The sequence below is a fragment of the Weizmannia sp. WK01 genome (genome assembly GCF_025905465.1).
Classification (GTDB): Bacteria; Bacillota; Bacilli; order Bacillales; family Bacillaceae_C; genus Weizmannia; species Weizmannia faecalis.
Genome location: NZ_CP109616.1, coordinates 1,162,206 through 1,188,683, shown reverse-complemented (window position 1 = coordinate 1,188,683; position 26,478 = coordinate 1,162,206). Strand labels below are relative to the sequence as shown.

General features: G+C 45.6%; 26 protein-coding genes. 9 read left to right on the top strand and 17 right to left on the bottom strand.

Translation table 11 applies throughout. The features are described from left to right. Nucleotides 1-97: 97 nt before the first annotated feature. Nucleotides 98-454, bottom strand: coding sequence for a DUF1360 domain-containing protein (locus tag OF158_RS05385; protein WP_014095708.1), 357 nt, complete (start codon nt 452-454; stop codon nt 98-100). Nucleotides 455-602: 148 nt separating this feature from the next. Between OF158_RS05385 and OF158_RS05380 the strand changes: the two genes are divergently transcribed. Next, nucleotides 603-1,043, top strand: a complete 441-nt coding sequence (locus OF158_RS05380; protein ID WP_014095709.1) for a CotY/CotZ family spore coat protein — start codon at nt 603-605, stop codon at nt 1,041-1,043. A 48-nt stretch (nt 1,044-1,091) separates the two neighbouring features. Here OF158_RS05380 and OF158_RS05375 read toward each other — a convergent pair whose 3' ends face one another. After that, nucleotides 1,092-1,796 (bottom strand): spore coat CotO family protein, encoded by a 705-nt coding sequence (locus OF158_RS05375; protein ID WP_035182027.1) that lies wholly within the window; start codon nt 1,794-1,796, stop codon nt 1,092-1,094. Nucleotides 1,797-2,064: 268 nt separating this feature from the next. On the opposite strand from OF158_RS05375, the gene OF158_RS05370 reads away from it, so the two are divergent. Next, a complete protein-coding gene (locus OF158_RS05370) occupies nt 2,065-2,763 on the top strand; it encodes a hypothetical protein (RefSeq protein ID WP_035182029.1) in 699 nt (232 codons plus the stop codon). A 130-nt stretch (nt 2,764-2,893) separates the two neighbouring features. On the opposite strand, the gene fabI is transcribed toward OF158_RS05370, so the two are convergent. Continuing rightward, the gene (gene fabI, locus OF158_RS05365) at nt 2,894-3,673 is read right to left on the bottom strand and encodes an enoyl-ACP reductase FabI (protein ID WP_035182031.1); all 780 of its coding nucleotides are present in this window, start codon (nt 3,671-3,673) and stop codon (nt 2,894-2,896) included. A gap of 211 nt (nt 3,674-3,884) precedes the next feature. Between fabI and prpE the strand changes: the two genes are divergently transcribed. Continuing rightward, on the top strand, nt 3,885-4,622 hold the full coding sequence (gene prpE / locus OF158_RS05360) for a bis(5'-nucleosyl)-tetraphosphatase PrpE (protein WP_035182034.1): 738 nt from the start codon (nt 3,885-3,887) through the stop codon (nt 4,620-4,622). Nucleotides 4,623-5,738: 1,116 nt separating this feature from the next. Here the strand turns inward: prpE and OF158_RS05355 are convergent. From OF158_RS05355 to OF158_RS05340, 4 genes are read right to left on the bottom strand one after another with little or no spacing between them, the layout of a single operon-like run. After that, nucleotides 5,739-6,611 (bottom strand): RluA family pseudouridine synthase, encoded by an 873-nt coding sequence (locus tag OF158_RS05355; RefSeq protein ID WP_035182036.1) that lies wholly within the window; start codon nt 6,609-6,611, stop codon nt 5,739-5,741. 8 nt (nt 6,612-6,619) lie between these two features. Continuing rightward, nucleotides 6,620-7,414 (bottom strand): NAD kinase, encoded by a 795-nt coding sequence (locus OF158_RS05350; protein ID WP_017551790.1) that lies wholly within the window; start codon nt 7,412-7,414, stop codon nt 6,620-6,622. A gap of 36 nt (nt 7,415-7,450) precedes the next feature. Beyond that, on the bottom strand, nt 7,451-8,086 hold the full coding sequence (locus tag OF158_RS05345) for a GTP diphosphokinase (protein ID WP_172653432.1): 636 nt from the start codon (nt 8,084-8,086) through the stop codon (nt 7,451-7,453). A gap of 22 nt (nt 8,087-8,108) precedes the next feature. Beyond that, nucleotides 8,109-8,492: a UPF0738 family protein gene (locus OF158_RS05340; protein WP_035182039.1), complete on the bottom strand. Its 384-nt coding sequence runs from the start codon at nt 8,490-8,492 to the stop codon at nt 8,109-8,111. A gap of 136 nt (nt 8,493-8,628) precedes the next feature. Between OF158_RS05340 and OF158_RS05335 the strand changes: the two genes are divergently transcribed. The 3 genes from OF158_RS05335 to OF158_RS05325 all read left to right on the top strand — a co-directional run bounded on the left by OF158_RS05335 (nt 8,629) and on the right by OF158_RS05325 (nt 11,939). Next, nucleotides 8,629-9,213, top strand: coding sequence for a CYTH domain-containing protein (locus OF158_RS05335; RefSeq protein ID WP_035182041.1), 585 nt, complete (start codon nt 8,629-8,631; stop codon nt 9,211-9,213). Beyond that, nucleotides 9,210-10,004: a lytic transglycosylase domain-containing protein gene (locus tag OF158_RS05330; protein WP_035182043.1), complete on the top strand. Its 795-nt coding sequence runs from the start codon at nt 9,210-9,212 to the stop codon at nt 10,002-10,004. The genes OF158_RS05335 and OF158_RS05330 overlap by 4 nt, the downstream gene beginning before the upstream one ends. 759 nt (nt 10,005-10,763) lie before the next feature. Next, nucleotides 10,764-11,939, top strand: a complete 1,176-nt coding sequence (locus OF158_RS05325; RefSeq protein ID WP_017551449.1) for an IS256 family transposase — start codon at nt 10,764-10,766, stop codon at nt 11,937-11,939. 280 nt (nt 11,940-12,219) lie between these two features. Here the strand turns inward: OF158_RS05325 and OF158_RS05320 are convergent, their stop codons facing one another. Then, entirely contained in the window at nt 12,220-12,390 is a 171-nt protein-coding gene (locus tag OF158_RS05320; protein ID WP_155375939.1) for a hypothetical protein, read from the bottom strand. Nucleotides 12,391-13,363: 973 nt separating this feature from the next. Between OF158_RS05320 and OF158_RS05315 the strand changes: the two genes are divergently transcribed. The 3 genes from OF158_RS05315 to OF158_RS05305 all read left to right on the top strand — a co-directional run bounded on the left by OF158_RS05315 (nt 13,364) and on the right by OF158_RS05305 (nt 15,269). Further along, a complete protein-coding gene (locus OF158_RS05315) occupies nt 13,364-13,765 on the top strand; it encodes a globin domain-containing protein (protein ID WP_014095722.1) in 402 nt (133 codons plus the stop codon). Continuing rightward, a complete protein-coding gene (locus OF158_RS05310; RefSeq protein WP_014095723.1) occupies nt 13,762-14,619 on the top strand; it encodes a ClpXP adapter SpxH family protein in 858 nt (285 codons plus the stop codon). The genes OF158_RS05315 and OF158_RS05310 overlap by 4 nt, the downstream gene beginning before the upstream one ends. 461 nt (nt 14,620-15,080) lie before the next feature. Further along, the gene (locus OF158_RS05305; RefSeq protein WP_014095724.1) at nt 15,081-15,269 is read left to right on the top strand and encodes a hypothetical protein; all 189 of its coding nucleotides are present in this window, start codon (nt 15,081-15,083) and stop codon (nt 15,267-15,269) included. A 96-nt stretch (nt 15,270-15,365) separates the two neighbouring features. Here the strand turns inward: OF158_RS05305 and pepF are convergent, their stop codons facing one another. The 9 genes from pepF to OF158_RS05260 all read right to left on the bottom strand — a co-directional run bounded on the left by pepF (nt 15,366) and on the right by OF158_RS05260 (nt 26,188). Continuing rightward, nucleotides 15,366-17,180: an oligoendopeptidase F gene (gene pepF / locus OF158_RS05300; RefSeq protein WP_035182049.1), complete on the bottom strand. Its 1,815-nt coding sequence runs from the start codon at nt 17,178-17,180 to the stop codon at nt 15,366-15,368. A 67-nt stretch (nt 17,181-17,247) separates the two neighbouring features. Beyond that, on the bottom strand, nt 17,248-18,474 hold the full coding sequence (locus OF158_RS05295) for a competence protein CoiA (protein WP_225620976.1): 1,227 nt from the start codon (nt 18,472-18,474) through the stop codon (nt 17,248-17,250). A 249-nt stretch (nt 18,475-18,723) separates the two neighbouring features. Next, complete coding sequence (gene mecA, locus OF158_RS05290) at nt 18,724-19,383, bottom strand: adaptor protein MecA (protein ID WP_014095727.1); 660 nt, start codon at nt 19,381-19,383, stop codon at nt 18,724-18,726. Nucleotides 19,384-19,742: 359 nt separating this feature from the next. After that, entirely contained in the window at nt 19,743-20,138 is a 396-nt protein-coding gene (gene spxA, locus OF158_RS05285; protein WP_013858789.1) for a transcriptional regulator SpxA, read from the bottom strand. 279 nt (nt 20,139-20,417) lie between these two features. After that, nucleotides 20,418-21,359 (bottom strand): ABC transporter ATP-binding protein, encoded by a 942-nt coding sequence (locus tag OF158_RS05280; protein ID WP_014095728.1) that lies wholly within the window; start codon nt 21,357-21,359, stop codon nt 20,418-20,420. A gap of 1 nt (nt 21,360) precedes the next feature. Continuing rightward, a complete protein-coding gene (locus OF158_RS05275; protein WP_014095729.1) occupies nt 21,361-22,422 on the bottom strand; it encodes an ABC transporter ATP-binding protein in 1,062 nt (353 codons plus the stop codon). An 18-nt stretch (nt 22,423-22,440) separates the two neighbouring features. Next, complete coding sequence (opp3C, locus tag OF158_RS05270) at nt 22,441-23,460, bottom strand: oligopeptide ABC transporter permease (RefSeq protein ID WP_014095730.1); 1,020 nt, start codon at nt 23,458-23,460, stop codon at nt 22,441-22,443. Continuing rightward, complete coding sequence (opp3b, locus tag OF158_RS05265) at nt 23,457-24,389, bottom strand: oligopeptide ABC transporter permease (RefSeq protein ID WP_014095731.1); 933 nt, start codon at nt 24,387-24,389, stop codon at nt 23,457-23,459. The genes opp3C and opp3b overlap by 4 nt, the downstream gene beginning before the upstream one ends. Nucleotides 24,390-24,517: 128 nt before the next feature. Further along, a complete protein-coding gene (locus OF158_RS05260; protein ID WP_014095732.1) occupies nt 24,518-26,188 on the bottom strand; it encodes a peptide ABC transporter substrate-binding protein in 1,671 nt (556 codons plus the stop codon). Between the last annotated feature and the right edge of the window lie 290 nt (nt 26,189-26,478).

Below are 26,478 nucleotides of genomic sequence, written 5' to 3'. Positions count from 1 at the left end.
GAATTTTGATGCGTGGTTTGCCCATAATCTTACCATCCTTTCCTCAGGATTCGCGCTTCCTTTTTTATCGTATGCAGCATTTTCACGGTTGTTCACTTCATTCGTCCATGATCCGCAAAAGAACGGTTTCGAGGATACTCGCCAGGCCGGCAATTGCAAGGATCATGACAATAGGCGACCCGATTTGCGGAAAAAGCATCCAACTCCCGTACAGGATGGCCGCGGACCAGACACCGGTGCACCAGTGGCAACTTAATAATTCGCCAATCCACTTTCTGATCCCTGTTCCTTTGATTTCAATATATTCCTCGATTGTTCCATCAGGCGCCATTTCGGTTATTTCTTTATGAAAAGGTTTTCGTAAAAAGGCCGTAATTTTATCATAAACCAACAAGCGCGTCAGTCTGAAACTGGCCAGTGCAAGCAGAACGAAATCAAGCCAATAGGAAACCATTTCCTGCCTCCTTCCCCGGGTACAAAATTCCCTATGCAAGTTGTTTGCCTATTTTTGCAAAAACGCGGGGACATTCGTAACAAAAAAAGCACCGAGACAATATTCTATAGTGTACTGAAACTAAACCATTGAAGGAGTTGAAAAATGAATGAGCAGTAAATCCCATGAATATTCCCGTACTTGCGTTTGTGATGTCGTACATTTCATCAACGATTTGCAGGATGCTGCGGTAGAAGACAGCAGCTGCCCGACCAACTGCTTGAATCCCGTGCTCGGTGCCAACAGGGAAAAACATTCACATGTCAACACACGTCCATTCATTCTATATACAAAAGACGGTTGTGCTTTTGAACCATTTTACAAAAATCACCACTTTGACAGCTGCGACGACTTCTGCGAAAAATCGAAATTTTTAAGAGTCGAAAATGTGGAAGGGTGCTGTGCTGTTGTACGGGTTTTAAAATGCGTCTGCGAACATCATGACGGCCATTCTAGGGTCCACTTCGAAGCAACCGATACATGCATCACGCTTGATTTAACCGATTTCATTGCCATTCAATGCCTCGAAGACACTTTTGTCAATTTGTAATGTATGAAAGTCGATAAGTTGCCGCTTATCGACTTTTTTTCCGTGGCTTTACTGAACCAGTAATTTAATGTCCGTGATCTCGTCCAGATTGATCCAGGCCGTCTCCATTGAGGAAAAAGGCATGACGGACAATTGGTCTTCCATCCGTTCAAGGATCACGGCACGATAGGCGATGCTGTTCGTTTGAATCATGACGGGGATTTCCGGTAGAAAACCTGGCTTATGAATTAAATAGTCAATTTTTTCATGGACTGTCATTTCTTTGAACCGTTTTCTCGATGGTGGTTGGACGGTTTCTTGTTCCGGCCAGGTGTCGGCTTTGTCAGCGCCGTCCGTTTCCAAATCCGTCTCCGCTTCCACCGCTCCGGCGGGTTCCGCAACATGTTGCTGCCCCATGGCATTTGCCGATTCCTCATGTTCCGCAGGATCTGCCGTTTTTGTCTTGAATGAAACGTTTACGGCTCCCCCGCGTTCTGCAGCTTCTTCTGTTTTTTCCTGTTCTACCGCTTTATTCGGTTTGGGCTGTTCCGGTTCTGTTTTTTTCTCGCGTGCGGCTGCATTGTTTTTTTCTTCGGCATGCCCTGTATCGCCGCTGGCAGGCATTGGTTCCGCGATCGTTCCATGGCCGGCATGTTCAGTTTTTTCGCTCACCACATTTCTGTACACTTTCTGCATCTTGATCGCGAGCGGAACATTTTTCGGCTGGATAATATAAAGAAGCGGTTTTTGGCTGCTGTACTGGCTCTCCTCCATGTTTCCAAAATCCCTCCTCCTGATTTCTGGCTCGCTTTATACCTATGCACGAAAATAAGAAATGTGCCTAGAGCTTGAATCTCCCAATCATTTGCTATTTCTGCCTTATCGTATGTTTTGGGGACAAGGAACGGAACCGCGGTTTCCACAGCATATTGGCACAAATGGATAAAGCAGGGAAAAATGTGCTTTTATACGCTACCATCCGTCTATTCCAAAAATATGCGAATGAGTAGAATATAGTAACAAAACGAAGGGAGGCATTTAAATGTCTTATTACGACTCAAACGACAGCTGCTATGATGATCATCGCCACCACAAACGGCAAGACGAGGAAGAACGGGGGCTTCTGTCGGAATTCGATGTAGATCAATCGCCGTCCGTACCTGTATCCGTGACAGGCGTCTTTAACATGGCAAACGCTATTGCTGAAGTAGATGTAAAAGTGGATGATTATGATGACCGTGTTTCATTGCTCGCAACTGTCGAATGGTCGCCAGCAGACCTGCCACTCGGTGTAACACTTGCAGCCTTAATTGGGGCAATTACAGGAGCAGGACCAGGGATCGTCATTCCGTTAACCATTCCGGCAGTCTTCCGAATCTGGAGAAGAAATTCTTCCGGTACGACACTCATTTCCCAAAAACGGGATGAAAGCGGAATTTCCGGCATTGGCATTCTTACAGCCGGCGGACTCGTTACAGTGCTCTTTGAAAACGTGACAACGACGGTTCACGCCGTAGATACCGATCCGTCCAAAGGGAAAAACGAATACTTCTTAACCATTGAACTCGGTAATTTCGCTCCAGATACAACGATTCCGGGGGTTGCACCTACCCTGCTTGGAACCATTACACTGACGCCTCAAAATGTTGTCAGCTACACATTCTCTGCTGCAGAAATTGAAGATAACGACCATTATCATTATGACAACAAAAAAGGCCATAAAAAAAATTACAGAGACTGATGCCATGCCAAAAAAGCCAGGAAGGTTTCACTTCCTGGCTTTTTTCATTTGCGCTTTTGGACAAGCCGTTGCATTTTATGATAGCCGGCATTCGGAAGGACCAGTTTTCGAACCGTCCGGAATTGTCCGGTTAGCCCATAATATGATAGCCGGCATCCACATGAATGTTTTCGCCTGTAACAGCGCGCGACAGGTCACTAAAAAGAAACAACGCGGTATCGCCGACTTCGCGTGTATCCACACCACGGTGAAGCGGCGCCCTTTCTTCCATCACTTTCAAAATGCTGTTGAAGTCGCTGACACCTTTTGCCGACAAGGTGCGAATCGGGCCGGCCGAGATCGAGTTGACGCGGATATTGAGCTTTCCTAGGTCATAGGCCAAATAGCGGACGCTTGCATCGAGGGAAGCTTTCGCAACGCCCATTACATTGTAATTTTCCATGACGCGTTCGCCGCCGAGGTAGGTCAGGGTAACAATGCTGCCCCCGTTAGGCATGAGTTCCAGCTCTTTCACCGCTTTGGCAACGGCCGATAGCGAATAGGAACTGATATTATGGGCCAGTAAAAACCCTTCACGCGTCACGTTTGTGTAGTCGCCTTTTAATTCTTCTCTGCGGGCAAACGCAACACAGTGGGCAATACCGTCGATCGTGCCAGCTTCCTTTTTGATCGTTTGAAAGCATGACTGAATCTGCTCGTCGCTTTCCACGTCGCATTGAAGGATCAGATAGTCCTTTCGATTCAGCGTTTCAGCAAGTTCGTGGATGCTTTTTTCATTCCGGTCGAGCGCATAGGTAAAAATAATCCTTGCGCCTGCTGCATCAAGCGATTGGGCAATTCCCCAGGCAATACTGCGCTTATTTGCAACACCCATCACAACAAATGTTTTATTTTCCAAAGATAACTGCATCGTGTTAACTCCTTTATTTACAATTTATATACGATTTTTAGTACCTGATACCAATTCTACATGAACTTTCCGGGTTTGAAAAGCACCTGTGTTTTATTTGTTGCAGGATAATCGTACCGGGACCCCGGGGAATACCAACCTTTTTTCAACTACCCGGCATTTGTTTAGGCGCGCCGGACAACATAAAATAGAGTTGGAAGGAGCGAGTTCAATGAAAATCGATATCATTGGGGATATACATGGCTGCATGGCGGAATTCAGGAAGCTTACGGAAAAACTGGGGTATCAATGGGAAAACGGTATGCCCGTTCATCCAGGTGGCCGGCTGCTTGGTTTTGTCGGTGATCTGACAGACCGCGGGCCGGCATCTTTGGAAGTGGCCGATACTGTCTATCGATTGTGGAAAAAGAAGCTTGGCCTGTATGTCCCCGGAAACCACTGCAACAAGCTGTACCGATATTTTTTAGGGAGAAATGTCCAGCAGAAGCACGGCCTTGAAACAACGGTGGCGGAACTGGAGGCGCTCCCCGTAAAAGAACGGGAACGGCACAGCAAACAATTTATGGAACTGTATGAGAAATCCCCGCTTTATCTTGTTCTAGACGGCGGCAAGCTAGTCATCGCCCATGCCGGCATCCGGCGCAAAGATATTGGGAAGATGAATAAATCGGTGCAGACTTTTATCCTTTACGGTGATATTAACGGGGAAACCAATCCGGACGGGACACCGGTGCGCCGCGACTGGGCGAAAAATGATGAGGGGGAAGGCTGGATTGTATACGGGCATACGCCGGTGAAAGAACCGCGATTGATCGGCCACACGGTCAATATTGATACCGGCTGCGTATTCGGCGGCAAACTGACAGCACTCCGGTATCCGGAAATTGAAACCGTCTCCGTCCCCTCTTCAATGCCATATGTGGAAGAAAAGTTCAGGACGTTCGCCTGAATTGAGAAGCATTTGGCATCCCTTCCCAGAGAGGAAGAAAAAAATCCATGGAAGTATGTTTTAACTTGTCTACTTCATGGAATGAGTTCTATAACGATCTTTCTAAAGAACAATTATAACAGACTCAAGACACCATGAATTATATTAGGGCTTGCTGAACGGATCCGATTCTGAGTTTGTACCCAATTTGTCTGCAAGTTCTGTCTTAAAAATATAGAAGAATCCTTTTGCGAAAAGGGGTGATTTGATCTTCTCCATACGTTGAATCGGCTTTCGAGGGCAATCATTCTCTAGATTTGTTGTAAAACTCTTGCATTAAAATGGTTGTCAAAGCTGTCAGCAGCCTTGCCAAATCTAGAAATTTTACTGATTCAGTAAGCCCTATATTAGAACATGTTATGATAAAAAATAAAGCGGGAGAATATACAATTAACCAGTAAGAACTTGAAAACTCTTCATTTAAAGTTACTAAAAATTTTTTAGATTTTACGAATCAAAAGGTGGTCAACCACAGGAAAACGCCTTACAAGATGCGATTCACATCAGCAAATCAATGGCACAGGAAGTTGCGCGAGAAGTCGAAAAGGGGAATTGGCTTGCTGCTGGAAAGGTTGTGGCCACCGGTTTATTTGTTAACCCAGTATCCGCATAGGTGGTGCCGAAACAGTCAGCTAAAAGGAGGATAAATAATCGTGACATTAAATCATTTACTTTTTCTAACTCAACTACTTACCCTAGTATATGCGGCAGGCTATTCTCGACATTTAAAAAGAACTAAAAGAGAAAGGAAACTTTCTCTTTTAGAGGCTTTTTTATATTATTCTTCGTTAATCATTATTCCTTTATCGGCATTTATTTTTCTTTATACAAATTGGAATAGTTAAAAAAGAGTAGAAAAACTAAGCTTTAATAAAATCATTTTGACGTTTCCCGTTCCACATGGCAATAATGGAATAACCATCTTCATGTTTTTTTAGAGCGTTGAGCTTTTTCAGGACATCCTGTAGCAATCATAAAGTCCCGGGGAGAAAAGAACATGCAACAGCAAAATTAAGGATAAACGCCCATGCCGGAAACTAAACGCTGGCATCAGAAGCAGGGAAATCCGAATCAACATCAAAGAAGATCCAAAAAGGGCGGTTTAGAAAGGAAATGCATTTCTTTCCCTGAAACCGGGTGCTGAAATGAAAGCTCACTGCAATGGAGCGCCTGCCGGGTGAAGCGGCTCGTGTTGCCACCGTACAGGCTGTCGCCGAGAAGCGGGTGGCCGATATAGGAAAGATGGACACGGATCTGGTGCGTCCTGCCGGTGTCAAGCCGGAGACGCACATGTGCATATGCCGGAAATTGCCGGACCACTTCATAATGGGTGCGCGCAAACTGGCCATCGTCCCGGACTTCGCGTTCTATAATGCTCGTCTCTTTTCTCCCGATCGGGGCTTCAATTGTGCCGCTTTTTTCAGTAAAAGTCCCTTCCGCGAGCGCTTCGTACGTCCGGCAAATTACATGCTTTTGCTGCATCAGGCTGCATAAATGGTGGATATAACGATTTTTTGCGATCAGGACAAGCCCGGATGTGTTTCGGTCAAGCCGGGTCACAACATGGACCGCGGATTCTATCCCGTTTTTCCGGTAATGGCCGAGCACCGCATTGGCAAGGCTTGCGGACGGGTGCTCGCGGGAAGGGATTGTATTCATAAACGCCGGCTTATCGGCAACAAGCACGCTTTCATCTTCATAGACAAGGCCGAACGGAATGTTTTCGGGCGTAAGATTGGGGCTCGGGGTTTCTTTTGGAAAAACAATGGCGGCCGCATCGCCCGGCTGCAAGCGATAGCGAACCGTTACTTCGCGGCCGTTCACAAGGATCAGCCCGCCGCGGAATTTAATATCCGCAAGCGCCCGTTTCGAGATATGGCGCGTTTTTAAAAACTCTTTCAATTCCTGATGTGCCTCATCTTCTGTAATTGTCCACGATAATGTCAACATGTTTTCACCTAATCCGAAATAAAAGAATCATGCACCCTCTTCCAGAAAGGAAACGGCCTGAAGCGGGCAAACCGGATTTTTTCTTTTGCCACGCGGTACTGGATGGACCGGACTTCCTTATGGAGCAGTGTTAAATGATCAACGGTTACCAAAAAATCTTTTTGCCGGACCGGGCGCAATACACAAGTATGGTGCCCCGGCAAAATAAGCGGCGAGCCGATTGTCCGGAACACTTTATTGTTAATGGATGCCATCTCGGTGAGCTGGATCGACTGCAGGGAAGGGTGGACAATGGCCCCGCCGAGCGCCTTGTTATAAGCCGTACTGCCGCTTGGTGTGGCAAGGCATAATCCGTCACCGCGGAAACGCTCAAAATGCCGGCCATTGATCTCCACATCGATGACAAATGTGCCGTCCACGCATTTGACTGTTGACTCATTTAACGCAAGGTAACGCGTTTCGTGGCCGCCGTGCTCATACGCAATCATCACTTCAAGAAGCGGGTAGTCCACCGTCGTGTAAGTTTTATGGGCGATGGCATCGACCAGCTCCTCAATCTCATCCGGCACCCAGTCAGCATAAAAGCCGAGATGGCCGGTATGCACCCCGACAAAAGCCGTCCGGTCAAGCCGGGAACTGTAGCGGTGAAAAGCATACAGAAGCGTGCCGTCCCCGCCGACCGAGATCACGATATCCGGTTGTGCCTCGTCGTAAACAAGCCCGAAATCCTGCAAATAAGAACGCATTTTATGCATCCATATATTGGATTCCGTATCCCCTTTAGAAGTGATGGCAAATTTCAAGCTGCTTCTCCTCCCCTTCTTTTTTTGCCGCCGGTTTCATGGCTTTTTTCGTTCCGCGCGCTCTTTGTTTTTCGAAAAATACATTTGGGCTTCCTGAATTTCTTCACGGATCTCAGACATTTCTTCATCAAGGCGGAAAGCGGCTTCGGCAGCCCGCTTCAGCCGCAAATTAATTTCTTCGGGAAACCTGCCTTTATACTTATAGTTTAAAGAATGTTCAATCGTCGCCCAAAAATTCATCGCCAGCGTCCGGATCTGGATCTCCGCAAGAATTTTCTTTTCCCCGCGGATCGTTTGTACCGGATATTCAATAATGACATGATAAGACCGGTAGCCGCTCGGTTTTTTATTCGAAATATAGTCTTTTTCTTCAACAATCCGGAAATCGTTCCGGCGTCTGAGAAGCCCGACGACCAGTTTAATATCATCGACAAACTGGCACATCATCCTGAGCCCGGCGATATCTTGCATTTCCGCCTCCAGCCGGTCAAGCGGGATGCCTTTTATGTTCGCTTTTTCTATAATGCTTGCTACCGGCTTTACCCGCCCTGTCACAAACTCAATCGGGCAATGGGTATGCTCTTTTTCAAATTGGGTGCGCATCCCCTTTAACTTTACTTTTAATTCATCAACAGCCTGTTTATACGGGGTTAAAAATTCCTCCCAATCCACTGCCTGATCACCTCTTCGGATCTCATTCCAATGCAAAAACGGCCTCTACCTTATCCAGCATCTTTTTTCCGTAATTGCTGTTGCCTCGGATATTATCGAGCAAAAATTGAAGTTCCTCATCAAGCCCGGTAAGCTCCAATTTCCCATCTTTTGAAACAGCAACCACTTTTTTATGTTCAAATGCCGCCGTCCGAATCTCTTTCCAAACCGGAACAGGCAAATATAAATATGTATAATCCTCATCGCCATCGTCTTCAGCCAGATAGATAAAGGCACAGGCATCCGAATCGACGATCATTTGCCCTCCCGGCTTCAGGTGCTGCATAGAAACGTCCGGGCGCTCAGAATGCAGCTCAAGGATCCCGTCTTTCCACTCAGGCTGCCCCAGTTCAATGATCTTGCGCAATCTGCTTCCCTCCCTCTCCTTCCCGCCGGAAAACAAAGTTTCAATTCCATTTTATTTTACCATATCTCCACAGAGAATAGACACTTTAAGGAAGGGATTCGCTTTAGTATAATGAAGATGGAAGTGAGGGCTTATCATGAGCAAAGAAATTGAAATTGAATGTAAAAATATGGTCACCCGCCGCGATTTCTGCCGGCTTGCCCGGGCTTTTTGCATCGCGGAACATGATTTTAAACAGCAGGAAAACTTTTATTTTGATACGCCTGATTTTGCTTTAAAACATAAAAAATCGGCCTTGCGTGTCCGGAAAAAAGCAGGGTGCTTTCAGCTCACCTTGAAAACGCCGGAGGAAACCGGGCTACTGGAAACAAGCCAAATGATTGGCGAAAAAGTTTTTCAAAAGCTTAAAAACGGGAGCGGTTTTCCGGAAGGCGAAGTCATGGAAAAATTAATGGAACTAGAGGTGACACCAAGTAAATTGGTGTATTTTGGAAAACTTACAACAAAGCGGGCTGAAATCGCATATAAAGGCGGGCTGCTCGTATTTGACCATAATTTTTATTTAAACGAGGAAGATTTTGAGATAGAATATGAAGTAAGTGAACTGGAAACAGGCACAAAGCAGTTTTTAAAATTGCTGGAAACATACGGCATCCCGCACCATCCGGCAAAAAACAAGGTTCTCCGCTTTTATGAGGCAAAAAGGAGCAATGAGAAATGAGTACAATCAGCCAACTCGCGTCTTTAATGGAACTGGAGGCGCTGCAGTCGCTTTCTCCCGGCAGCAATGCTGCTCAAACGGCCAACAGTACCTCCCTTTTTCAAGAGATGCTGTCAAGCTTTTTAGAAGAAGCAAAGAAAAATGAAACGGCTGCTGGCGCAAGCGGTAAAGACGAATCCGGGGCGTTATCAGCCCTGGCAGCAACTTTAAATCCGGCGTTCAATTCATTGTCTTCTTTAACGGGGGGAAATTCGGTGCTTACCACGTTGCCTGCTTCACAAGGATTAAGCACGTTGTCCGGTAAGGAAACGTCAGCTGCGGCGCAGGCAGGAACAAGCGCGGCTTTTTCCGCTTCTGCACAAAATTCAGCTTCAGAAAGCACGCAGACAACAGCCGCTTCCGGCAGTGGTGGAATCCCGGCGAAAATCAGCCAGGCGATTCAGCAAGCATCGGAAAAATACGGCGTGCCAGAAAAGCTCATTCAAGCTGTCATCAAACAGGAATCCGGTTATCGTCCGGATGCAGTGAGTGCGGCAGGCGCAGCAGGGCTGATGCAGCTGATGCCAGAAACGGCGGCCTCGCTCGGGGTAAGCAATGTACTTGACCCGGAACAAAATGTGGACGCCGGCACAAAGTATTTGAAATCTTTGCTGGGAAAATACGACCACAATGTCCAGCTTGCATTGGCCGCCTATAATGCAGGCCCCGGCAATGTCGACCGATACGGCGGTATTCCGCCATTCAAAGAAACACAGAAATACGTCTCATCGATTATGAATCATTTGGCATAACGATTAAAACCCGCCGCTCTGTGCGGCATTTTTTTATGGGGAAATTTCTGACTGGAGCCGATGAAGAACATTACCCGGTCAAGGCTCCGCTTTTTTGTCTTTCATTTGTCGTGTGAAGGACATTTTAATGGTTGGTGGCCCGCGCTTTGTCCTTCATTTGCCCGATGAAGGACATTTTAATGGTTGGTGGCTCACGTTTTGTCCTTCATTACCTCGATGAAGGACATTTCTACGGTTTCGAGCTCGTGTTTTGTCCTTCATCAACCCGGTGAAGGACATTTTCCCGGTCTCGGGCCTGCGTTTTGTCTTTCATCTGCCCTATTAAAGACATTTCAATGGTTGGTGGCATGCGTTTTGTCCTTCATTAACCCAATGAAGGACATTTTCACGGTTCGGGGCTCGTGTTTTGTCTTTCATTTGCCCGATGAAGGACATTTCAATGGTTGGTGGCATGCGTTTTGTCCTTCATTAACCCAATGAAGGACATTTTAATGTGTGGTGGCACGCGTTTTGTCCTTCATTACCTCGATGAAGGACATTTTCATGGTCTCGGGCATGCGTTTTGTCCTTCATCAACCCGGTGAAAGACATTTTCACGGTCTCGGGCTCGCGTTTTGTCCTTCATTTGCCGTATGAAGGACATTTCAACGGTTTCGTAGAGATTAAGTCCGTATAATTGTGTAAAAAGAAGGAGTCATTTTATCAACTCTTGGCAACACTGTTTTCAACGACGATAAACTAATGAAAAGAGGAGATAAAATGACTCACTTACAGTTTAACTTAAATTTGGATGTTTTAAAAGAAGCCATCATGACTTCCGATCTTGACGCGGTAATTAAATCAGCGGTTGTCCTCGTGTTAAACGAGTTTATGGAAAAGGAAAGGGATGACTATTTAAAAACGAGCCCTTATGAACGCGCTGTTGAACGCCGGGATTACCGGAACGGTTACTATGAACGCGAGCTGTTGATGAGCATCGGCAATGTTACATTAAAAGTTCCCCGGACACGTAATGGCGAATTCTCAACTACCTTATTTGAAAAGTATGCCAGATGTGACCAAGCTTTCGTCCTTTCTATGTTGGAGATGGTCATCAATGGCGTCTCTACCCGTAAGGTCACAAATGTCGTAGAACAGCTTTGCGGTAAGAATGTATCCAAGTCGTTTGTCTCTTCCCTTACGCAAAAACTGGATCCCATTGTGAATGCTTGGGCCGAGAGACCGTTGAATACAACCTACTACCCTTATGTGTTTGTGGACGCCATGTATATAAAAGTACGGGAGCACCATAAGGTCATATCAAAGGCTGTTTATATTGCGACTGCCATTACAGAGAAGAATACACGTGAAATACTGGGTTTAAGCGTTGACCATGCAGAAAGTTTGGAGAGTTGGAGTTCATTTTTTAAACAACTTAAATCACGTGGACTCCAATCACCAAAACTCGTTATTTCCGATGCTCACATGGGCCTTCAGAAAGCAATACAACGGGAATTCATTGGCACTGCTTGGCAAAGGTGCAATGTTCATTTTAAACGCAATATCATTGAAAAACTGCCCAAAAAAGATACTGCAGAAATCCGGGTGATGATTAAGCGCGTGTTTGAGGCCGTTACGATTGAGGACATACGCAAGTTTAAAGATGAATTAATAAACAAATTTGGTACAGAAGCAAGATTTGAAAAAGCCCTGGCCATTTTAGATGAAGGTTTTGAAGATACTATCCAATACATGAACTTTCCTGAGAATATTCGTATGCACATACGGAGTACTAATTCCCTCGAGCGGCTTAACCAAGAGGTTCGTAGAAGGGAAAGGGTCATTCGCATTTTTCCTAATACCCAATCTGCTTTTCGTTTGGTTGGTGCCGTTTTAATGCAGTATCAAGATACAGAATACTCGAAGAGGAAGTCACTTATGGGAAAGAATAGTTAGCAGCATTTTCAGCTTAACTTCCATCATGGATGATTTCATCTCCGGGAAGGGATGTCAAATTGAAAGGCATTTGACATCCCTTCCCGGAGATGAAGAAAAAAATCCATGGAAGTTAAGCCGAAAAAATGAAGGGGTGGTTGAAAACATTTGCCCATAAATTTACACAATAACCTGGACTTGACTTTCGGGCATGCGTTTTGTCCTTCATTTGCCCGATGAAGGACGTTTCAATGGTTGGCGGCCCGCGTTTTGTCCTTCATCAACCCGGTGAAAGACATTTTCACGGTCTCGGGCTCGCGTTTTGTCCTTCATCAACCCGGTGAAGGACATTTTCACGGTCTCGGGCCTGCATTTTGTCCTTCATTTGCCCGATGAAAGACATTTCAATGTTTGGCGGCTCACTTTTGTCCTTCATCACCCCGATGAAGGACATTTCAACGGTTTCGGGCATGCGTTTTTTCCCTTTTACAGATTCAAAAGGACGTTTCGGGCCTGTATGCAGCGTGTTCTGTCCTTTTGACAAGCTCAAAAAGACATTTCGGGCTCAAACGTCACTCCTTTTGTCCTTTTGGCGACATCAAAAAGACAGTTTGAGCCCGGATGCAGCCTGTTTTGTCTTTTTGACAGGTTCAAAAAGACAGTTTGAACCCAGACGCAGCCTGTTTTGTCCTTTTGACAGCTTTAAAAAGACAGTTTGAACCCAGACGCAGCCTGTTTTGTCCTTTTGACAAGCTCAAAAAGACATTTCGAGCCCGAATGCAGCCTGTTTTGTCCTTTTGACAGCCCCAAAAAGACATTTCGAGCCCAATCGCCACTCCTTTTGTCCTTTTGACAGCTTTAAAAAGACAGTTTGAACCCAGACGCAGCCTGTTTTGTCCTTTTGACAAGCTCAAAAAGACATTTCGAGCCCGAATGCAGCCTGTTTTGTCCTTTTGACAGCCCCAAAAAGACATTTCGAGCCCAATCGCCACTCCTTTTGTCCTTTTGGCGGCTTTAAAAAGACATTTCGGGCCCGGGTGCATCCTGTTTTGTCCTTTTGACAGGTTCAAAAGGACAGTTCGCCGCCTCACACGCATACCTCTTGTTCATCCCGCCGCAATGAAGGACATTTCCCCGGTCACACGCATACATTTTGTCCTTCCCCGCCCCGATAAATATCATTACCACGTTTACATCCCAATGAATTGTCTTTCATCAGGTCGATCGCGCAGGTTTTCCAAAATAAATATTATGACACCTATTGCTCCAGGTCATAGGAAGCTGTGAAAGTTTGCCAAATAAAGCGGATTGTTTGAGTTATTGCGGCCCCCTTGATAAAATAAAGAACAAACGGCAGATATGTCGACAAAAATTTTAATGAGCAAACCTTTTCGTCGATTTTAAATATACGCAAGATAAAAACGAGATAAAGGAGCAGTTATTCTATGGTGGAAAAGAAAACTGTGCCATATGAGATCATTGGGGGAGAAAAACTTGGCCGGCTTGTTGATGCGTTTTACAAGCGGGTCGCCAAACATCCGGATTTAATCCCGATTTTTCCTGATGATTTAACGGAAGTTGCCAGGAAGCAGAAGCAGTTTTTAACGCAGTTTTTGGGCGGTCCCCCGCTGTACACGGAAGAGCACGGGCATCCGATGCTCAGGGCGCGGCACCTGCCACATGAAGTTACGCCTAAACGCGCCAAAGCATGGCTGTCCTGCATGAGTGCCGCAATGGACGAAACAGGGATTGACGGCGAATTCCGCGACTTCTTTTTTCAAAGGCTTGTCCTGACCGCACAGCATATGGTCAATACTCCGGATGATGTGCCAGGTGACGCAAATTGAAAAACATGATTGATTTAATGAAACATTCCAGCTGTTTTTCAAAAAAGCCGCTGGAAATCTACGTTTTTATCGATCCGCTTTGCCCGGAATGCTGGGCGCTGGAACCGGTTTTAAAAAAGCTGCGTCTCGAGTATGGCGTCTATTTCCGCCTCCGCCATGTGCTGATCGGAAAATTATCCAATCTGAACGACATTCCGAAAAAACGGGAAGCGATTGCGGATTACTGGGAAAAAACGGCGAGCCGCACCGGCATGTCCTGCGACGGCAGTTTATGGATTGAAAACCCGATTACGTCGCCTTATATCGTGTCGATTGCGATAAAAGCGGCCGAACTGCAGGGAAAGAAACAGGGATTGCGGTTTTTGCGGAAAGTACAGGAGCTCGTCTTTCTTGAAAAACGAAATATATCGGATATCCAAATTTTAGTGGATTGTGCAAAAGGCGCTTCCATCGATGTCGACGAATTTTTGCATGACATCCATTCCGAAAGCGCAGCGAAGGCTTTTCAGTGCGATTTGAAAATTACGTCGGAAATGGAAGTAACCGAAAGCCCGTCGCTTGTTTTCTTTAATGAACATATTGAAGATGAAGGATTAAAAATTTCCGGACTCTATTCTTATGATATTTATGTACAAGTTCTTCAGGAGATGCTGGGCAAAGAGCCTTCACCATTGCCGCTCCCCCCATTGGAGGAATTTCTGAAGTATTTCGGGTTTGTGGCATCAAAGGAAATTGCGGTGGTATACGATCTGCCGGTCCATGAAGCCGAAAAAGAATTGAAAAAGCTCGTTCTTCAGCAAAAGGTTCGGAAAATCGAAGGAAAGCACGGCTCATTCTGGAAATATATCAACTGACCCTTGTCTATGGCAGGGGATTTTTATATTTTAGGCTTGCTGAGCGAATCCGATTTTGAGTTTGATTTACGAAAATGCGTACGTTTGTCTTCTCCATGTGTTGAATCGACTTTCGCGTCCTGGATTTCCCATAAAATGCTTGCATTTATTTTTTCCAAACATCCTTGCCAAACCCTAAAAAAGAAAGAGGCCTTGCGTTTGCAAGGCCTCTTTCAACACGAACAAAGGGGATGGGAGAAATTTTTCACGGTCAAACAAAGGGGTATGTTTGCTTGTGATCAACTTCACATCTATATAATAACATCCCCCTATCCGGTATGCAAGTACTTGTTAAAGAGTTCACACATCTGTCAAATTTAAATTTTGCATACCGCGTCAGCCTGTTCATAAAATAGCACTGAAGCTGTGTAAATAACGGAAGACCGGGACTGTGTAAACCTGATGAAAGGAGCCTGGTGGATATGAAAAAATGTAAACTTATCGCACTTGCCGCCGGTTTCTGCGCTTTATTCTGCCTGAATCTGCTCGGCCTGATGAAGCTTCTCCCTCTTTTTCTCACGTCCACGCTTTTGTTCGCGGCCATCTTCGCGCTGCTTTTGCATGTAAACCGCCGCAACCGTTTTAAAGGGTTTAACAGGCGCCACTTGTAACAAGCGGGTTAAAAAACAACGCTTGCTGCCTGCTCCCTTATCTACAAAAAGTGTCCCATACAAATTGAGCGGCGGAAAAATTCCGCCGTTGTTTCTTTATCCGAGCAAGTTTTCCATTTCCGTTAATTTTTCTTCAAAAACTTTTAACGCATCTTCGACCGGTTGGGGTGACGTCATATCGACGCCTGCTTTTTTCAATACTTCAATCGGATATTCCGAGCTGCCGGCGCTCAAATAGCCGATATAGCGTTTGACAGCCGGTTCCCCTTCTTCGAGGATTTGTTTGCTTAACGCGGTCGCGGCGCTGAAGCCGGTCGCATACTGATATACATAATAATCGTAATAAAAATGCGGAATGCGTGCCCACTCTAGCCCGATTTCCTGATCAATGGCGGTATCCGTACCATAGTATTTTTGGTTCAGCTTATAATACTCATCTGTTAAAAGTTCCGCCGTCAACGCTTCGCCATGTTGCGCTTTTTGATGGATCAGATGCTCAAATTCAGCAAACATCGTCTGGCGGAAAACCGTCCCGCGGAAACCTTCCAGATAATGATTCAATAAATAAATCCGCTGTTTCTCGTCTTTGATCGTTTTTAACAGATAGTCATTCAATAGTGCCTCATTGCACGTGGAAGCCACTTCCGCCACAAAAATAGAATAATCCCCGTACGGATATGGCTGGTTCTTCCGCGTGTAATAGCTGTGGACGCTGTGGCCGAGCTCATGCGCGAGGGTGAACACATTGTCAATATTGTCCTGCCAGTTCAGCAAAATGTACGGATTGGTCCCGTAAGCGCCCGAAGAATAGGCCCCGCTCCGTTTTCCCTTATTTTCCACCACATCAATCCAGCGGTTTTCAAACGCCTGTTGCAAAATGCTCCGGTATTCCTCGCCGAGCGGATGGAGGCCGTCAAGCACAATCTCTTTCGCTTTTTCATATGTTACTTCCATATCGGCGTCCTGGACAAGCGGCGTATACAAATCATACATATGCACTTCATCAAGCTGCAGCGCTTTTTTGCGCAGTGCAACATACCGATGCAGCAAACCAAGATGCTTGTTCACCGTTTCCACAAGCTGGTCGTACACTTTTTCAGGAATGTGGTTTGCCGAAAGGGCAGCTTCACGCGCCGAATGGTAATGGCGGATTTGCGCAACAACATTGTTCTTTTTCACCTGGCCGCTGAGCGTGCTCGCAAACGTGTTGGAGAATTTTTTGTAGGTTGCATACAATTTCTGGAATGCCTCTTTGCGCACGCGGCGGTCTTTGCTTTCCAGCAGGCGTGTAAAACGGCCGTGCGTGATCTGCACTTCATTGCCGTTTTCATCGATCACGGTCGGGAACTCAAGGTCGGCATTGTTCAGCATGCCGAAAGTGGTGCTGGAAGTATTCAGCACTTCTGAAACCTGTGCGAGCAATGCTTCTTCTTCCTTCGATAAAATATGCGGGCGCATCTCATTGATTTCTTCCAATGCGTGCCGGTACAATTGCAGCGGCTCATAAGCTTCCAGGAATTGGTTCAGTTTCGCTTCTTCAATCGAAAGAATTTCCGGCACCACAAACGCAAACGCGCTCCCAACCTGGGCAGCAAGGCTTTTTGCTTTGCTGTCTATCCCCTGGTAAAAGGCATTCGTTGTGTCCTGGTCATAACGCATATGCGCGTAAGTATACAGCTTGCCGAACCTTTCTGTCACTTCATCCTGGAACTTTAGCGCATGATAAAGCTGTTCCGCGCTTTCGCCAAGTTTCCCCTGATAAGAAGCGGCATCGGCCAGCTTTTCTTTTACTGTTTGGTATTCTTTATTCCAGTCATCGTCGCTTGGAAAAATATCCTCAAGCCTCCAGGTTAATGCTTCACGAACCTCGTCCCGGCTTGGCAACGCGTGTACTTTTTTCCCATTTTCCATCAATTTTCCTCCATTCTTCACAAAAAATTCCTTCTTTTTTCATTTTAGCGTAACTCCCCTGATCCCGCTACTGTTCCGCTTTCCCGGTTGAAACACCGGCCCCGAGCACGGAAGACAGATGGCGCTCCATATGTTCAAGTTCTTCTGTATTTTTTGGCGCAAAAACATTTTTATTCATATAGTAGCCTGCTTTTCCTTTTGACCAGAGCCCTAATTGAACGAGCAGCTGCGCATACTCATAAATCATCGCTTTCGCCGCGTTCCTTTCGCGTACATACGGTGACTTTCTGAATGCAATTTCCTTTTTTTCCATCCTCACGGTAAACAGCCGCAGCAGTTCGTCCAGTGAAACCGCTGCTTTTGTCCGCAATGCGAAAAGGGCATCCAGCCATATATAGAATTGCCACTCGACCGGATGCTGTTTACAGGCAGCCATGTGCAAAAGCGGCAGGCCGATAAACGGCGGCAGGGACCCGGGGTGCATTCCCGCTTCATACACGTGCCGTAAAAACGGGTCTTGAAAGGCTTTTCCAAACTGAATCTTCAGGCCGATCCAGCGCCGCCTTTCCGCAAACCATTCAGGAAGCGGCACAGGGGCAGAAACAAATGAAAACTGGTCATCTGTAAACGGAAAAGAAAAGGCAGACAGCGGCTTTTCCGCGTAACAGGCGTGGAACGTTTTGGCGGATATGGGCGTCATGTGGGACAAGAGGCAGACCTTCTTTTTGCCGGGAGGATAGCTGAATAAATAAAAGTGGTGCCGGGTATGCCGTAAAAAAGACAACTGAAAATCGCTGCAACGGTACACGCTTTCCGCCTCTTTCCCTGAGGACCGGAAAGGCATACCGCCCAGTATCCAAACAGGCAAAATGCCGAGGTGCCTGTACCCTTCCGTTCTCTCCATCAGCCGCTCAAACGGGATCGGGGAACACTGGTATTCTATGGCAAAAAGCTGCCGGTATTTGCGCACCACAAGATCTGCCCTTTGCCGGATAGAAGGAAAATATTGTTCGAGGGAAACATCGAGCCCCTGCCCCCTCAACCATAAAAACAAGTCTTTTTTGCCTTGCAAATGCATCGGGCTTTCCGGTTCAGAAAATGTGGCACAAGTGGAATGGCGGTAATGGGAAAAATGGGGGGTGACACGGCTGCCGATTTTTAAAATGAGGGGTTCACGGCAGTCCCGACAGTAAAACGTATGGGAGGTTTTTAACTGCTTTAGATCCAATCTTGTAAAGCGTTCCGTCAGCATGATCAGCTCCCCCCGCTCGTTTAGCGCAGAAAGCAACGGCATCCTCTCCTTTTTTAACTGTAGGCGGGCCCTCTAGCCGGCAGTCCCGCTTTTGTTTGGCCGTGGCATTCGGTCGTATGCAGTTGCCGGCCTCTCCGCAAGCCTTAGATTGACCGGCCCTTATCTGTATAAACGCCATGCACAGCCGTATTGAATACATTCACCACCCGGGGCGAAAAATCCTGTTTGCCAGGATGAATTTTTTCCGGATAAACAAAAAAATCGATGCGTTTGCGCACCGATTTTTATCGATTAAAAGTACGAGTTTAATTTTGCAAATACATTGCTGTCAATGATCGGCTTTCCGTATTCCAGCAGACGATGGCTGGTGACAGAGGAAAGATCGGAATACTCCAGCAGCTGGCTTAACTTAAAGTCATTAGCTTCTTCCGTTACATCTTCCGGGAAGCGGACATACAGATAATATTTGCCTTCAAAGACGTACAGCTTCGTGCTGACGTCTTCCATCCGGACGTTTTTGGCCAGCGCCAGCAAATCTTCAAAGTCCTTGAAATACAAGACCTGTTCGAGCGGATCGCCATCCGTGAAAACCTGCTGCATCGGCGTTTGGAAGTTCTCGCTGAAAAATTCCTCAAGCTGGTCGCCGATTGGCAGTTCTTTCAGCTTCTCATCCGGAATCGGCAACTCAAAACGCTGTCCGTCTTTCGACAACTGCGCTTTCGTGACAAGCACTTCCAGCCCTTTTTCGAGCGCCTGCACCTGTATCCAAAGCGGGCCTTCCGGGTCAAATACATCGTCGTCCGTGTGAATCTCATCCATCATTTCCCAGAACAATTCTTCGCTTCTTTCCCGGTCATACCAGATTTCTTCACGATTAAACCCGCGTTTCTCTATATCAACGTACGAAATATAAAACTTCACCGTGTTCTCATTGATTCTTTCGATTTCCATACATCAACTCTCCCTTCTTGCAGATGTAGTGAAGGGACATGTTCCCCCATTCAGGTATAGGTAACCTTGTACTTTTATTTTATGATAAAATACTGGCAAATGGAAATAAAAAAACTTTCCTTTTTAAAATTCCACGCCGGCCCATTTCTTAAACATCCGGCAAAAAAGATCATTTACATCTTTTTTGTATTGTATCCGATTTGCTGCAGAAATTCAAGACAAAATTTTCTAAATACATATTCGTTATTTGACAATTTTATGACAAAAAGGTGAAGAAAACCTCCCGGGCCGGAACCTGGGAGGTGATTTGCCGGTTTACGCTTATAAAAGGCATCCGGCAAAAGAAATATTAAAAGTTGTCAATTGACAAGCCGTTGTGCTTCCCTTAGCTGGAAGGTCCGCACTTTCCGCGGCAGGAAGCGGCGGATTTCATCTTCGTTATAGCCGACCTGCAGCCGTTTTTCATCCACGATAATTGGCCTTCTTAATAAACCGGGGTTTTGCTGGATCAATGTGTACAATTCTTGGAGCGGCAGGGCATCCAGATCGACGTTTAATTTTTGGAATGTTTTCGAACGGGTGGAAATAATTTCGTCCGTCCCGTCTTCCGTCATCCGCAAAATCCCTTTAATTTCATCCAGTGAAAGCGGTTCAGAAAAAATGTTGCGTTCTTTATACTCAATATGGTTTTCTTCAAGCCAGTTCCTTGCTTTTCTGCATGATGTGCAGCTCGGTGAAGTGTATAATGTGACCATCTAGCATTCACACTCCTAAATTTTTATATTTGGATTCCCATTTGATTCTCACATTAAAATAAGTTTAATCAAACAATCTCTATTATGTATTATACACTATATCCGCGTGATTGAATATATTTTTTTGAAAAATAGTTTGTTGTATTTTTCCACCGGTTTAATAGTCTTCTTTTTCCCCAATTCTCTCTATTTAAACCACTATTCTTCATTTTTTTATAAAAAAAGTGAGAAGAAGAACGCATTTCAACCGGCATGCGTTCTTCTTCCCATTGAGAATGATTAGCCATGATAAGTTTTTTTGTACTGCTCGAGTTCCCTTTCTGAACAGTAAACAAAATGATGCGGTGCCACTTCGCGCATTTTTACTTCTTCGCCTTCCTTGTATTGATGGACGGACGGGTCGTAAATTTTCCGTTGCCGTGTCCGTTCATAATCAGGGTCCGGAAGCGGGATGGCGGATAGCAATGACTGTGTGTACGGATGATGCGGATGGTTATACAAATCATCGGCATCGGCCAGTTCCACAAGCTTGCCGAAATACATGACGCCGATCCGGTCGCTAATGTATTTCACCATCGACAAATCGTGGGCAATGAACAAATACGTTAAATCATGTTCTTTCTGCAGTTTTTTCAACAGGTTCACGACCTGTGCCTGAATCGAGACGTCCAGCGCGGAAATCGGTTCGTCAGCAATAATAAATTCAGGATCGACCGCAAGTGCCCTGGCGATTCCGATCCGCTGCCTTTGCCCGCCCGAGAATTCGTGCGGATAGCGGTTGGCGTGTTCTTTGCTTAAGCCGACTGTTTCCAGCAGTTCATAAACGCGGTGCATCCGTTCTTCATTTGATTTTGCAAGCCCGTGGATATCAATTCCTTCCGCAATGACATCGGCCACTTTCAGGCGCGGATTGAGGGAAGCATACGGGTCCTGGAAAATCATTTGCATTTTCCGGCGAAAATGTTTCAGTTCTTTATGGGACATTTTGGCATGGACATTTTTGCCGCCATACAAAACTTCTCCTGCCGTTGCATTGTAAAGGCGGATAATCGTCCGTCCGGTTGTCGATTTGCCACAGCCGGATTCGCCGACAAGTCCGAGGGTTTCGCCTTTGTAAATATCAAATGTAAGATCATCGACAGCACGGACTTCATTTGCTTTTCCAACATTGAAATATTGTTTTAAATGTTTGACTTCGATCAGTTTTTCTTTCACTGCCATCTTACTTCCCCTCCTCAGCCGGTATCGGGCGCACATTTCCTTTAAACTTGTACATCCGCTTTTTCACGGCTTCCGGCGGCTCTACTTTCGGGGCATCCGGATGCAGGAGCCATGTTGCGGCATAATGCGTGTCCGACACTTTAAACATCGGCGGCTCCTGCTCCAAATCGATTTTAAGTGCGTACGGATTGCGCGGCGCAAAGGCATCCCCTTTTGGCGGGTTCAATAAATCCGGCGGGGTGCCCGGTATCGCGTACAGTTCTTCATCCTTGACATCAAGGCTCGGCATCGAACTGATCAGTCCCCATGTGTACGGATGTTTTGGATTATAAAAAATTTCATCCACGGTTCCGATCTCGACAATTTTTCCGCCGTACATAACGGCAACACGGTCTGCCACATTCGCCACCACGCCCAAATCGTGCGTAATAAAAATAATGGAGGTATCAATTTTAGACTGCAGTTTTTTCATCAGTTCAAGGATTTGCGCCTGAATCGTAACGTCAAGTGCCGTTGTCGGTTCATCCGCAATTAAAATTTTCGGGTTGCACGCCAAAGCAATCGCAATGACGACCCTTTGCCGCATCCCGCCGGAAAACTGGTGAGGATACTGTTTGACACGGATTTCCGCATTCGGGATGCCAACAAGCTTCAAAAGCTCAATGGCACGTTTTTTTGCTTCACTTTTATGCATCTTCTGGTGTTTCAAAAGCGGCTCCATAATCTGCTTCCCGATTGTCATGGTCGGATTTAAAGACGTCATCGGATCTTGGAAAATCATTGAAATCTCTTTCCCACGGATCGATTGCATCTTTCTTTCTGACGCTTTGGCAATGTCGACGTCGCCGAACAGGATTTGCCCCGACTTGATTTCCGAATTGTTAGGAGGCAACAGTCGCATAATCGATTTCGTCGTCACCGATTTTCCTGAACCGGATTCCCCTACGATGGCCAATGTTTCCCCTTTATATAAATCAAAACTCACACCGCGGATCGCTTTTACTTCACCGCCAAAAGTGTGAAAGGATATATTCAGGTCTTTCACTTGCAAAATCTTTTCCATTCGGCTTCACCTCATTTCTTAATCGCGCATTTTCGGGTCAAATGCATCACGTAAACCGTCTGCCAGCAGGTTGAAGGCGACAAGCAGCAAACAAATAATCGTGCCCGGCACTGCCATCAAATACGGCAGGAACTGGAATGTCTTATAACCGTCTTCAATCAATGTCCCGAGCGATGCAGCCGGGGACTGGAGCCCGATCCCGATGAAACTTAAAAAGGCTTCGAAGAAAATTGCACTTGGAATGGTGAACATGGTATTGATAATAATCACCCCGGTCAAATTCGGGAGCAGATGTTTAAATAAAATCCGCATGTTCGAAGCGCCAAGTGTTTTTGCCGCCAATACATACTCCATATTTTTCAGCTTTAACACCTGGCCGCGAACAACCCGTGCCATATTCAGCCAGCCGGTGATTACCATCGCAATCGTGATCGAAAAGATTCCCGGTTTAAAGATCAAAAGCATTAAAATCACGACAATCAAGTTCGGAATACCGGACAAAATTTCAATAATCCGCTGCATCACGTTATCGACCTGCCCGCCTTTGTATCCGGATATGAGGCCGTAAGAAACGCCGATGAGCATATCGATCAACGCCGCAAGGAAGGCAATATATAAGGAAATTCTCGTTCCTTGCCATGCCCTTGCAAACAAGTCGCGGCCGAGGGCATCCGTGCCGAACCAGTAATACGTATGAATATGGTTTTGTTCATACATGTTCACTTTTTGCCCGCCAACCGTCTGGGACCCATCAAAAATGCCGAGCTTTTCAATCACAGGAATTCTTGGCGGCAAATTCGCCCTGGAAGTATCTTGTGCGTACGGACCCGATTTGGAAAGATGCGGCCCAATAATCGCCATCAAAATTAAAATCACAATCACAAACAGACTGGCAACCGCGCCTTTGTTTTTGCGGATCCGCATCCATGCATCCTGCATAAAGGACAGTTGCGGTTTGGCGATCAACTCACTTTGTTCGCGATCCGGGGCTGCGGGTTCAAATAATTCTTTCGGCAATGTCTCTACGTTGTTGTTCATGATTTATTCCCCCCGGCCAATCGAATTCTCGGGTCAATGACACCGTATAAAATGTCGACAACTAATGTAATCAAAACTAACAGGAATGAGAAAAAGAGGGTTGTCCCCATAATAATCGGGTAATCATTCATTTGAATGGATTTAACAAATTGTTCGCCAATCCCGGGAACAGCAAAAATTTGTTCCACAACCATCGATCCGGTCATCAAGTTAACGGCAAGCGGCCCAAGCACCGTAATAAGCGGAATCAGCGCGTTCCGGATCGCGTGCTTAAAGGCGATTTGCCCGTAAGAATTCCCTTTTGCTCTCGCCAGCGTAATGTAATCGGAACCGAACACTTCAATCAGCTCCGTTCTCATAAACCGTGCAGCTGTTGCAACCGGAAAAATAGCGAGCGCAATCGTGGGCAATATGGAAGAGGCGAACCCATCCCAAGCTGCAACCGGCAGCCATTGCAGTTTCGCGCCTATCGCATATTGCAGGACTGCGGCAAATACAAACGAGGGAATGGATATACCGAGGACCGAAAGAAATGTGCTTCCGTAGTCAATCCATGTGTTTTGAAACATTGCCGCCAGTACGCCTAGTAATATGCCAATTAACGTGCCGACAATCATGGCCTGAAGCCCCAACTGCAAGGACGGACCCATCCTTTCCACAATCAGCTGCGTAACCGGCTGGTTGTCAAACTGGAAAGAAACGCCGAGATCCCCTTTCAGCAAATTCACCATATAATTTTTATACTGGACAGGCAAAGATTCATTCAGCCCGTATTTCTGGTTCAGGATATGAACCTGTTCCGGTGATAATTTTTGCTGGTTCCGGAACGGGGTCCCCGGCAAAAATTTCATCAGGAAAAACGTAAAAGAAGCAATAATTAATAAGGTAATGCACAAATAAATAATCCTTTGCACAATGTACTTCGTCACACGTGACACCTCCCAAAGAAAAGGAATGTTTAAATTTTTCACATAAAAATCCTCTTAACGGTGAAAAGAGAGTATTTCGGAAAGAAAATACTCTCTTTTACCTTTTTAATTGAGGTCATGCAGTTTTCTTACTTTTGCACATATGCATCTTTAAACGTGTAATCCGGCCCGAATGTATGGTACTCGATCCCTTTTACATACGGTTTAACAAGGCGTAATGTAGCACGTTGATAAATCGGGCCGATCGCCGCATCGTCCATCAGGATTTTTTCAGCTTGCAGCATGATTTGCCAACGTTTTTCCGGATCATTGCCGTATTTGTTCTTCGCTTCATCAATCAGCTTATCGTATTCTTTATTCGAATAGCCGGATTTGTTGTTATCGCCGTTTGTTACAAACAAGTCGAGGAAGGTCATCGGGTCTTTGTAGTCAGGACTCCAACCGGCAACCTGGATGTCATAATCTTGGTTTGTATCCAATTGCAAACGGTTTTTGAATGGTACGTTTTTCAGTTTGATCGTTAACCCAGGAAGATTCTTTTCCAATTGGTTTTGGAAGAATTCGCCTGTTGTTTTTGCGTTATCTGTATCATCACCGAGAATTTCAAGCGTTAAGTTCTTCTTGCCGAGTTCTTTCAACCCTTTTTCCCAATATTTTTTTGCTTCTGTCGGGTTATACTGGAGGTAAGAACCCGATTCCGTACGGAAATCTTTGCCGTTTTTCGGATCTTTTGTAAAGTCTTTCGGCACGAGCCCGTTTGCCGGAATCGAACCGTTAGACAAGACCGTGTCGACATACGATTTTTTATCATAAGCCATCGCCAGTGCCATCCGGATGTTTTTGTTTGCTAAAGCGGTTTTCTTTCCGTTTCTAACTTCATTGTATTTGAAGTAGAAAACGCTTGACTCCGGATTTGTCACAGCTTCTTTGTTATTTTTATATTGTTTCGCATATTCGGCGCTCAAAACAGTCCGGTCGATTTTGCCCGTATTGTACAAGTTGACGCCTGTGCTTGGCGATTTTACAACCTGAACATTGATTTGGCTCAGTTTCACATGTTTCTTGTCATAGTAATTCGGGTTTTTCACGTATTTCCATGTCAAGCCTGTGCCGTTCCAGTCTTTTAATACGAACGGGCCGTTGAACAGCATATTGTCGCTGTTTGTCCCGAATTTGCTGCCTTTTGACTCAACAAATTTTTGGTTGAGCGGCAAATATGTGCCGAAAGCCAGCAATGATTTTAAGTAAGGAACCGGTTTTTCAAGCTGGACTTGCAATGTATGATCGTCAATCGCTTTTACCCCTAAAGTGCTTAGATCTTTTTTGCCAGCATTGATATCCGAAGCGTTTTTAACGACACCAAAGAACATATAAGCATATTGCGACCCTGTCTTCGGATTCACAGCCCTTTGCCAAGAGTAAACAAAGTCTTTTGCTGTAACCGGATCACCGTTTGACCATTTTGCGTCTTTACGGAGCTTAAATGTATACGTTTTGCCGTCTTTGCTGACTGTCGGTTCTTCTTTCGCAATCCCGAGTTTCAGCTCATCATTTTTCCCAACGACATAAAGGCCTTCCATTGTATTACCGAAAACGGTAAAGCTTGCCGCATCCGTTGCAAGTGTCGGATCCCCTGTCGGAAGTTCAGCCGTTTCATCCATATTCAGCACTTGCTTGGTTTTGGATGAACCGCTGCTTGAACCTGAGCTGCTGTTTTTGCTTCCGCCGCCGCATGCGCCGAGGACGAGCGACAGGGCAAAAGCCAGCGTCATAAACACATAAAATTTTGACTTCTTCATCAGCTAACCACCCTTTTTTTATTTTTCTGAAAAGCTAGTGACTTTTCGAATTTAATTATACTAACATTTCACTTTCTTGTACATGTTTTTTTAATCTTTTTTAATTACGTAAAAGGAGTAATAAACCAAAAAGATATTGTCATCTCAATATTGTAACCCCTTACAAATGGTTAAAAAAATTATAAATAAAACTATTAAAATAAATAAACTTTGGTAGGTTTTTTAACAATGTTTTTTGTTTGAAAGCGTTAACAAACGCTTAACTTCCGCGTTCCGTTGTATTTATAATT

Excerpts from the sequence above, each read along its gene's own strand:
- mecA (WP_014095727.1), bottom strand. The coding sequence starts at position 19,383 with ATGGAAATCGAAAGAATCAATGAGAACACGGTGAAGTTTTATATTTCG.
- OF158_RS05370 (WP_035182029.1), top strand. The coding sequence starts at position 2,065 with ATGTCTTATTACGACTCAAACGACAGCTGCTATGATGATCATCGCCAC.
- OF158_RS05280 (WP_014095728.1), bottom strand. The coding sequence starts at position 21,359 with ATGGCAGTGAAAGAAAAACTGATCGAAGTCAAACATTTAAAACAATAT.
- OF158_RS05295 (WP_225620976.1), bottom strand. The coding sequence starts at position 18,474 with ATGCCGTTGCTTTCTGCGCTAAACGAGCGGGGGGAGCTGATCATGCTG.
- OF158_RS05325 (WP_017551449.1), top strand. The coding sequence starts at position 10,764 with ATGACTCACTTACAGTTTAACTTAAATTTGGATGTTTTAAAAGAAGCC.
- OF158_RS05260 (WP_014095732.1), bottom strand. The coding sequence starts at position 26,188 with ATGAAGAAGTCAAAATTTTATGTGTTTATGACGCTGGCTTTTGCCCTG.
- OF158_RS05335 (WP_035182041.1), top strand. The coding sequence starts at position 8,629 with ATGAGCAAAGAAATTGAAATTGAATGTAAAAATATGGTCACCCGCCGC.
- OF158_RS05355 (WP_035182036.1), bottom strand. The coding sequence starts at position 6,611 with ATGTTGACATTATCGTGGACAATTACAGAAGATGAGGCACATCAGGAA.
- OF158_RS05330 (WP_035182043.1), top strand. The coding sequence starts at position 9,210 with ATGAGTACAATCAGCCAACTCGCGTCTTTAATGGAACTGGAGGCGCTG.
- pepF (WP_035182049.1), bottom strand. The coding sequence starts at position 17,180 with ATGGAAAATGGGAAAAAAGTACACGCGTTGCCAAGCCGGGACGAGGTT.
- OF158_RS05380 (WP_014095709.1), top strand. The coding sequence starts at position 603 with ATGAGCAGTAAATCCCATGAATATTCCCGTACTTGCGTTTGTGATGTC.
- OF158_RS05315 (WP_014095722.1), top strand. The coding sequence starts at position 13,364 with ATGGTGGAAAAGAAAACTGTGCCATATGAGATCATTGGGGGAGAAAAA.
- OF158_RS05375 (WP_035182027.1), bottom strand. The coding sequence starts at position 1,796 with ATGGAGGAGAGCCAGTACAGCAGCCAAAAACCGCTTCTTTATATTATC.
- OF158_RS05385 (WP_014095708.1), bottom strand. The coding sequence starts at position 454 with ATGGTTTCCTATTGGCTTGATTTCGTTCTGCTTGCACTGGCCAGTTTC.
- fabI (WP_035182031.1), bottom strand. The coding sequence starts at position 3,673 with ATGCAGTTATCTTTGGAAAATAAAACATTTGTTGTGATGGGTGTTGCA.
- OF158_RS05305 (WP_014095724.1), top strand. The coding sequence starts at position 15,081 with ATGAAAAAATGTAAACTTATCGCACTTGCCGCCGGTTTCTGCGCTTTA.
- prpE (WP_035182034.1), top strand. The coding sequence starts at position 3,885 with ATGAAAATCGATATCATTGGGGATATACATGGCTGCATGGCGGAATTC.
- OF158_RS05320 (WP_155375939.1), bottom strand. The coding sequence starts at position 12,390 with ATGCCCGAAACCGTTGAAATGTCCTTCATCGGGGTGATGAAGGACAAA.
- opp3C (WP_014095730.1), bottom strand. The coding sequence starts at position 23,460 with ATGAACAACAACGTAGAGACATTGCCGAAAGAATTATTTGAACCCGCA.
- spxA (WP_013858789.1), bottom strand. The coding sequence starts at position 20,138 with ATGGTCACATTATACACTTCACCGAGCTGCACATCATGCAGAAAAGCA.
- OF158_RS05275 (WP_014095729.1), bottom strand. The coding sequence starts at position 22,422 with ATGGAAAAGATTTTGCAAGTGAAAGACCTGAATATATCCTTTCACACT.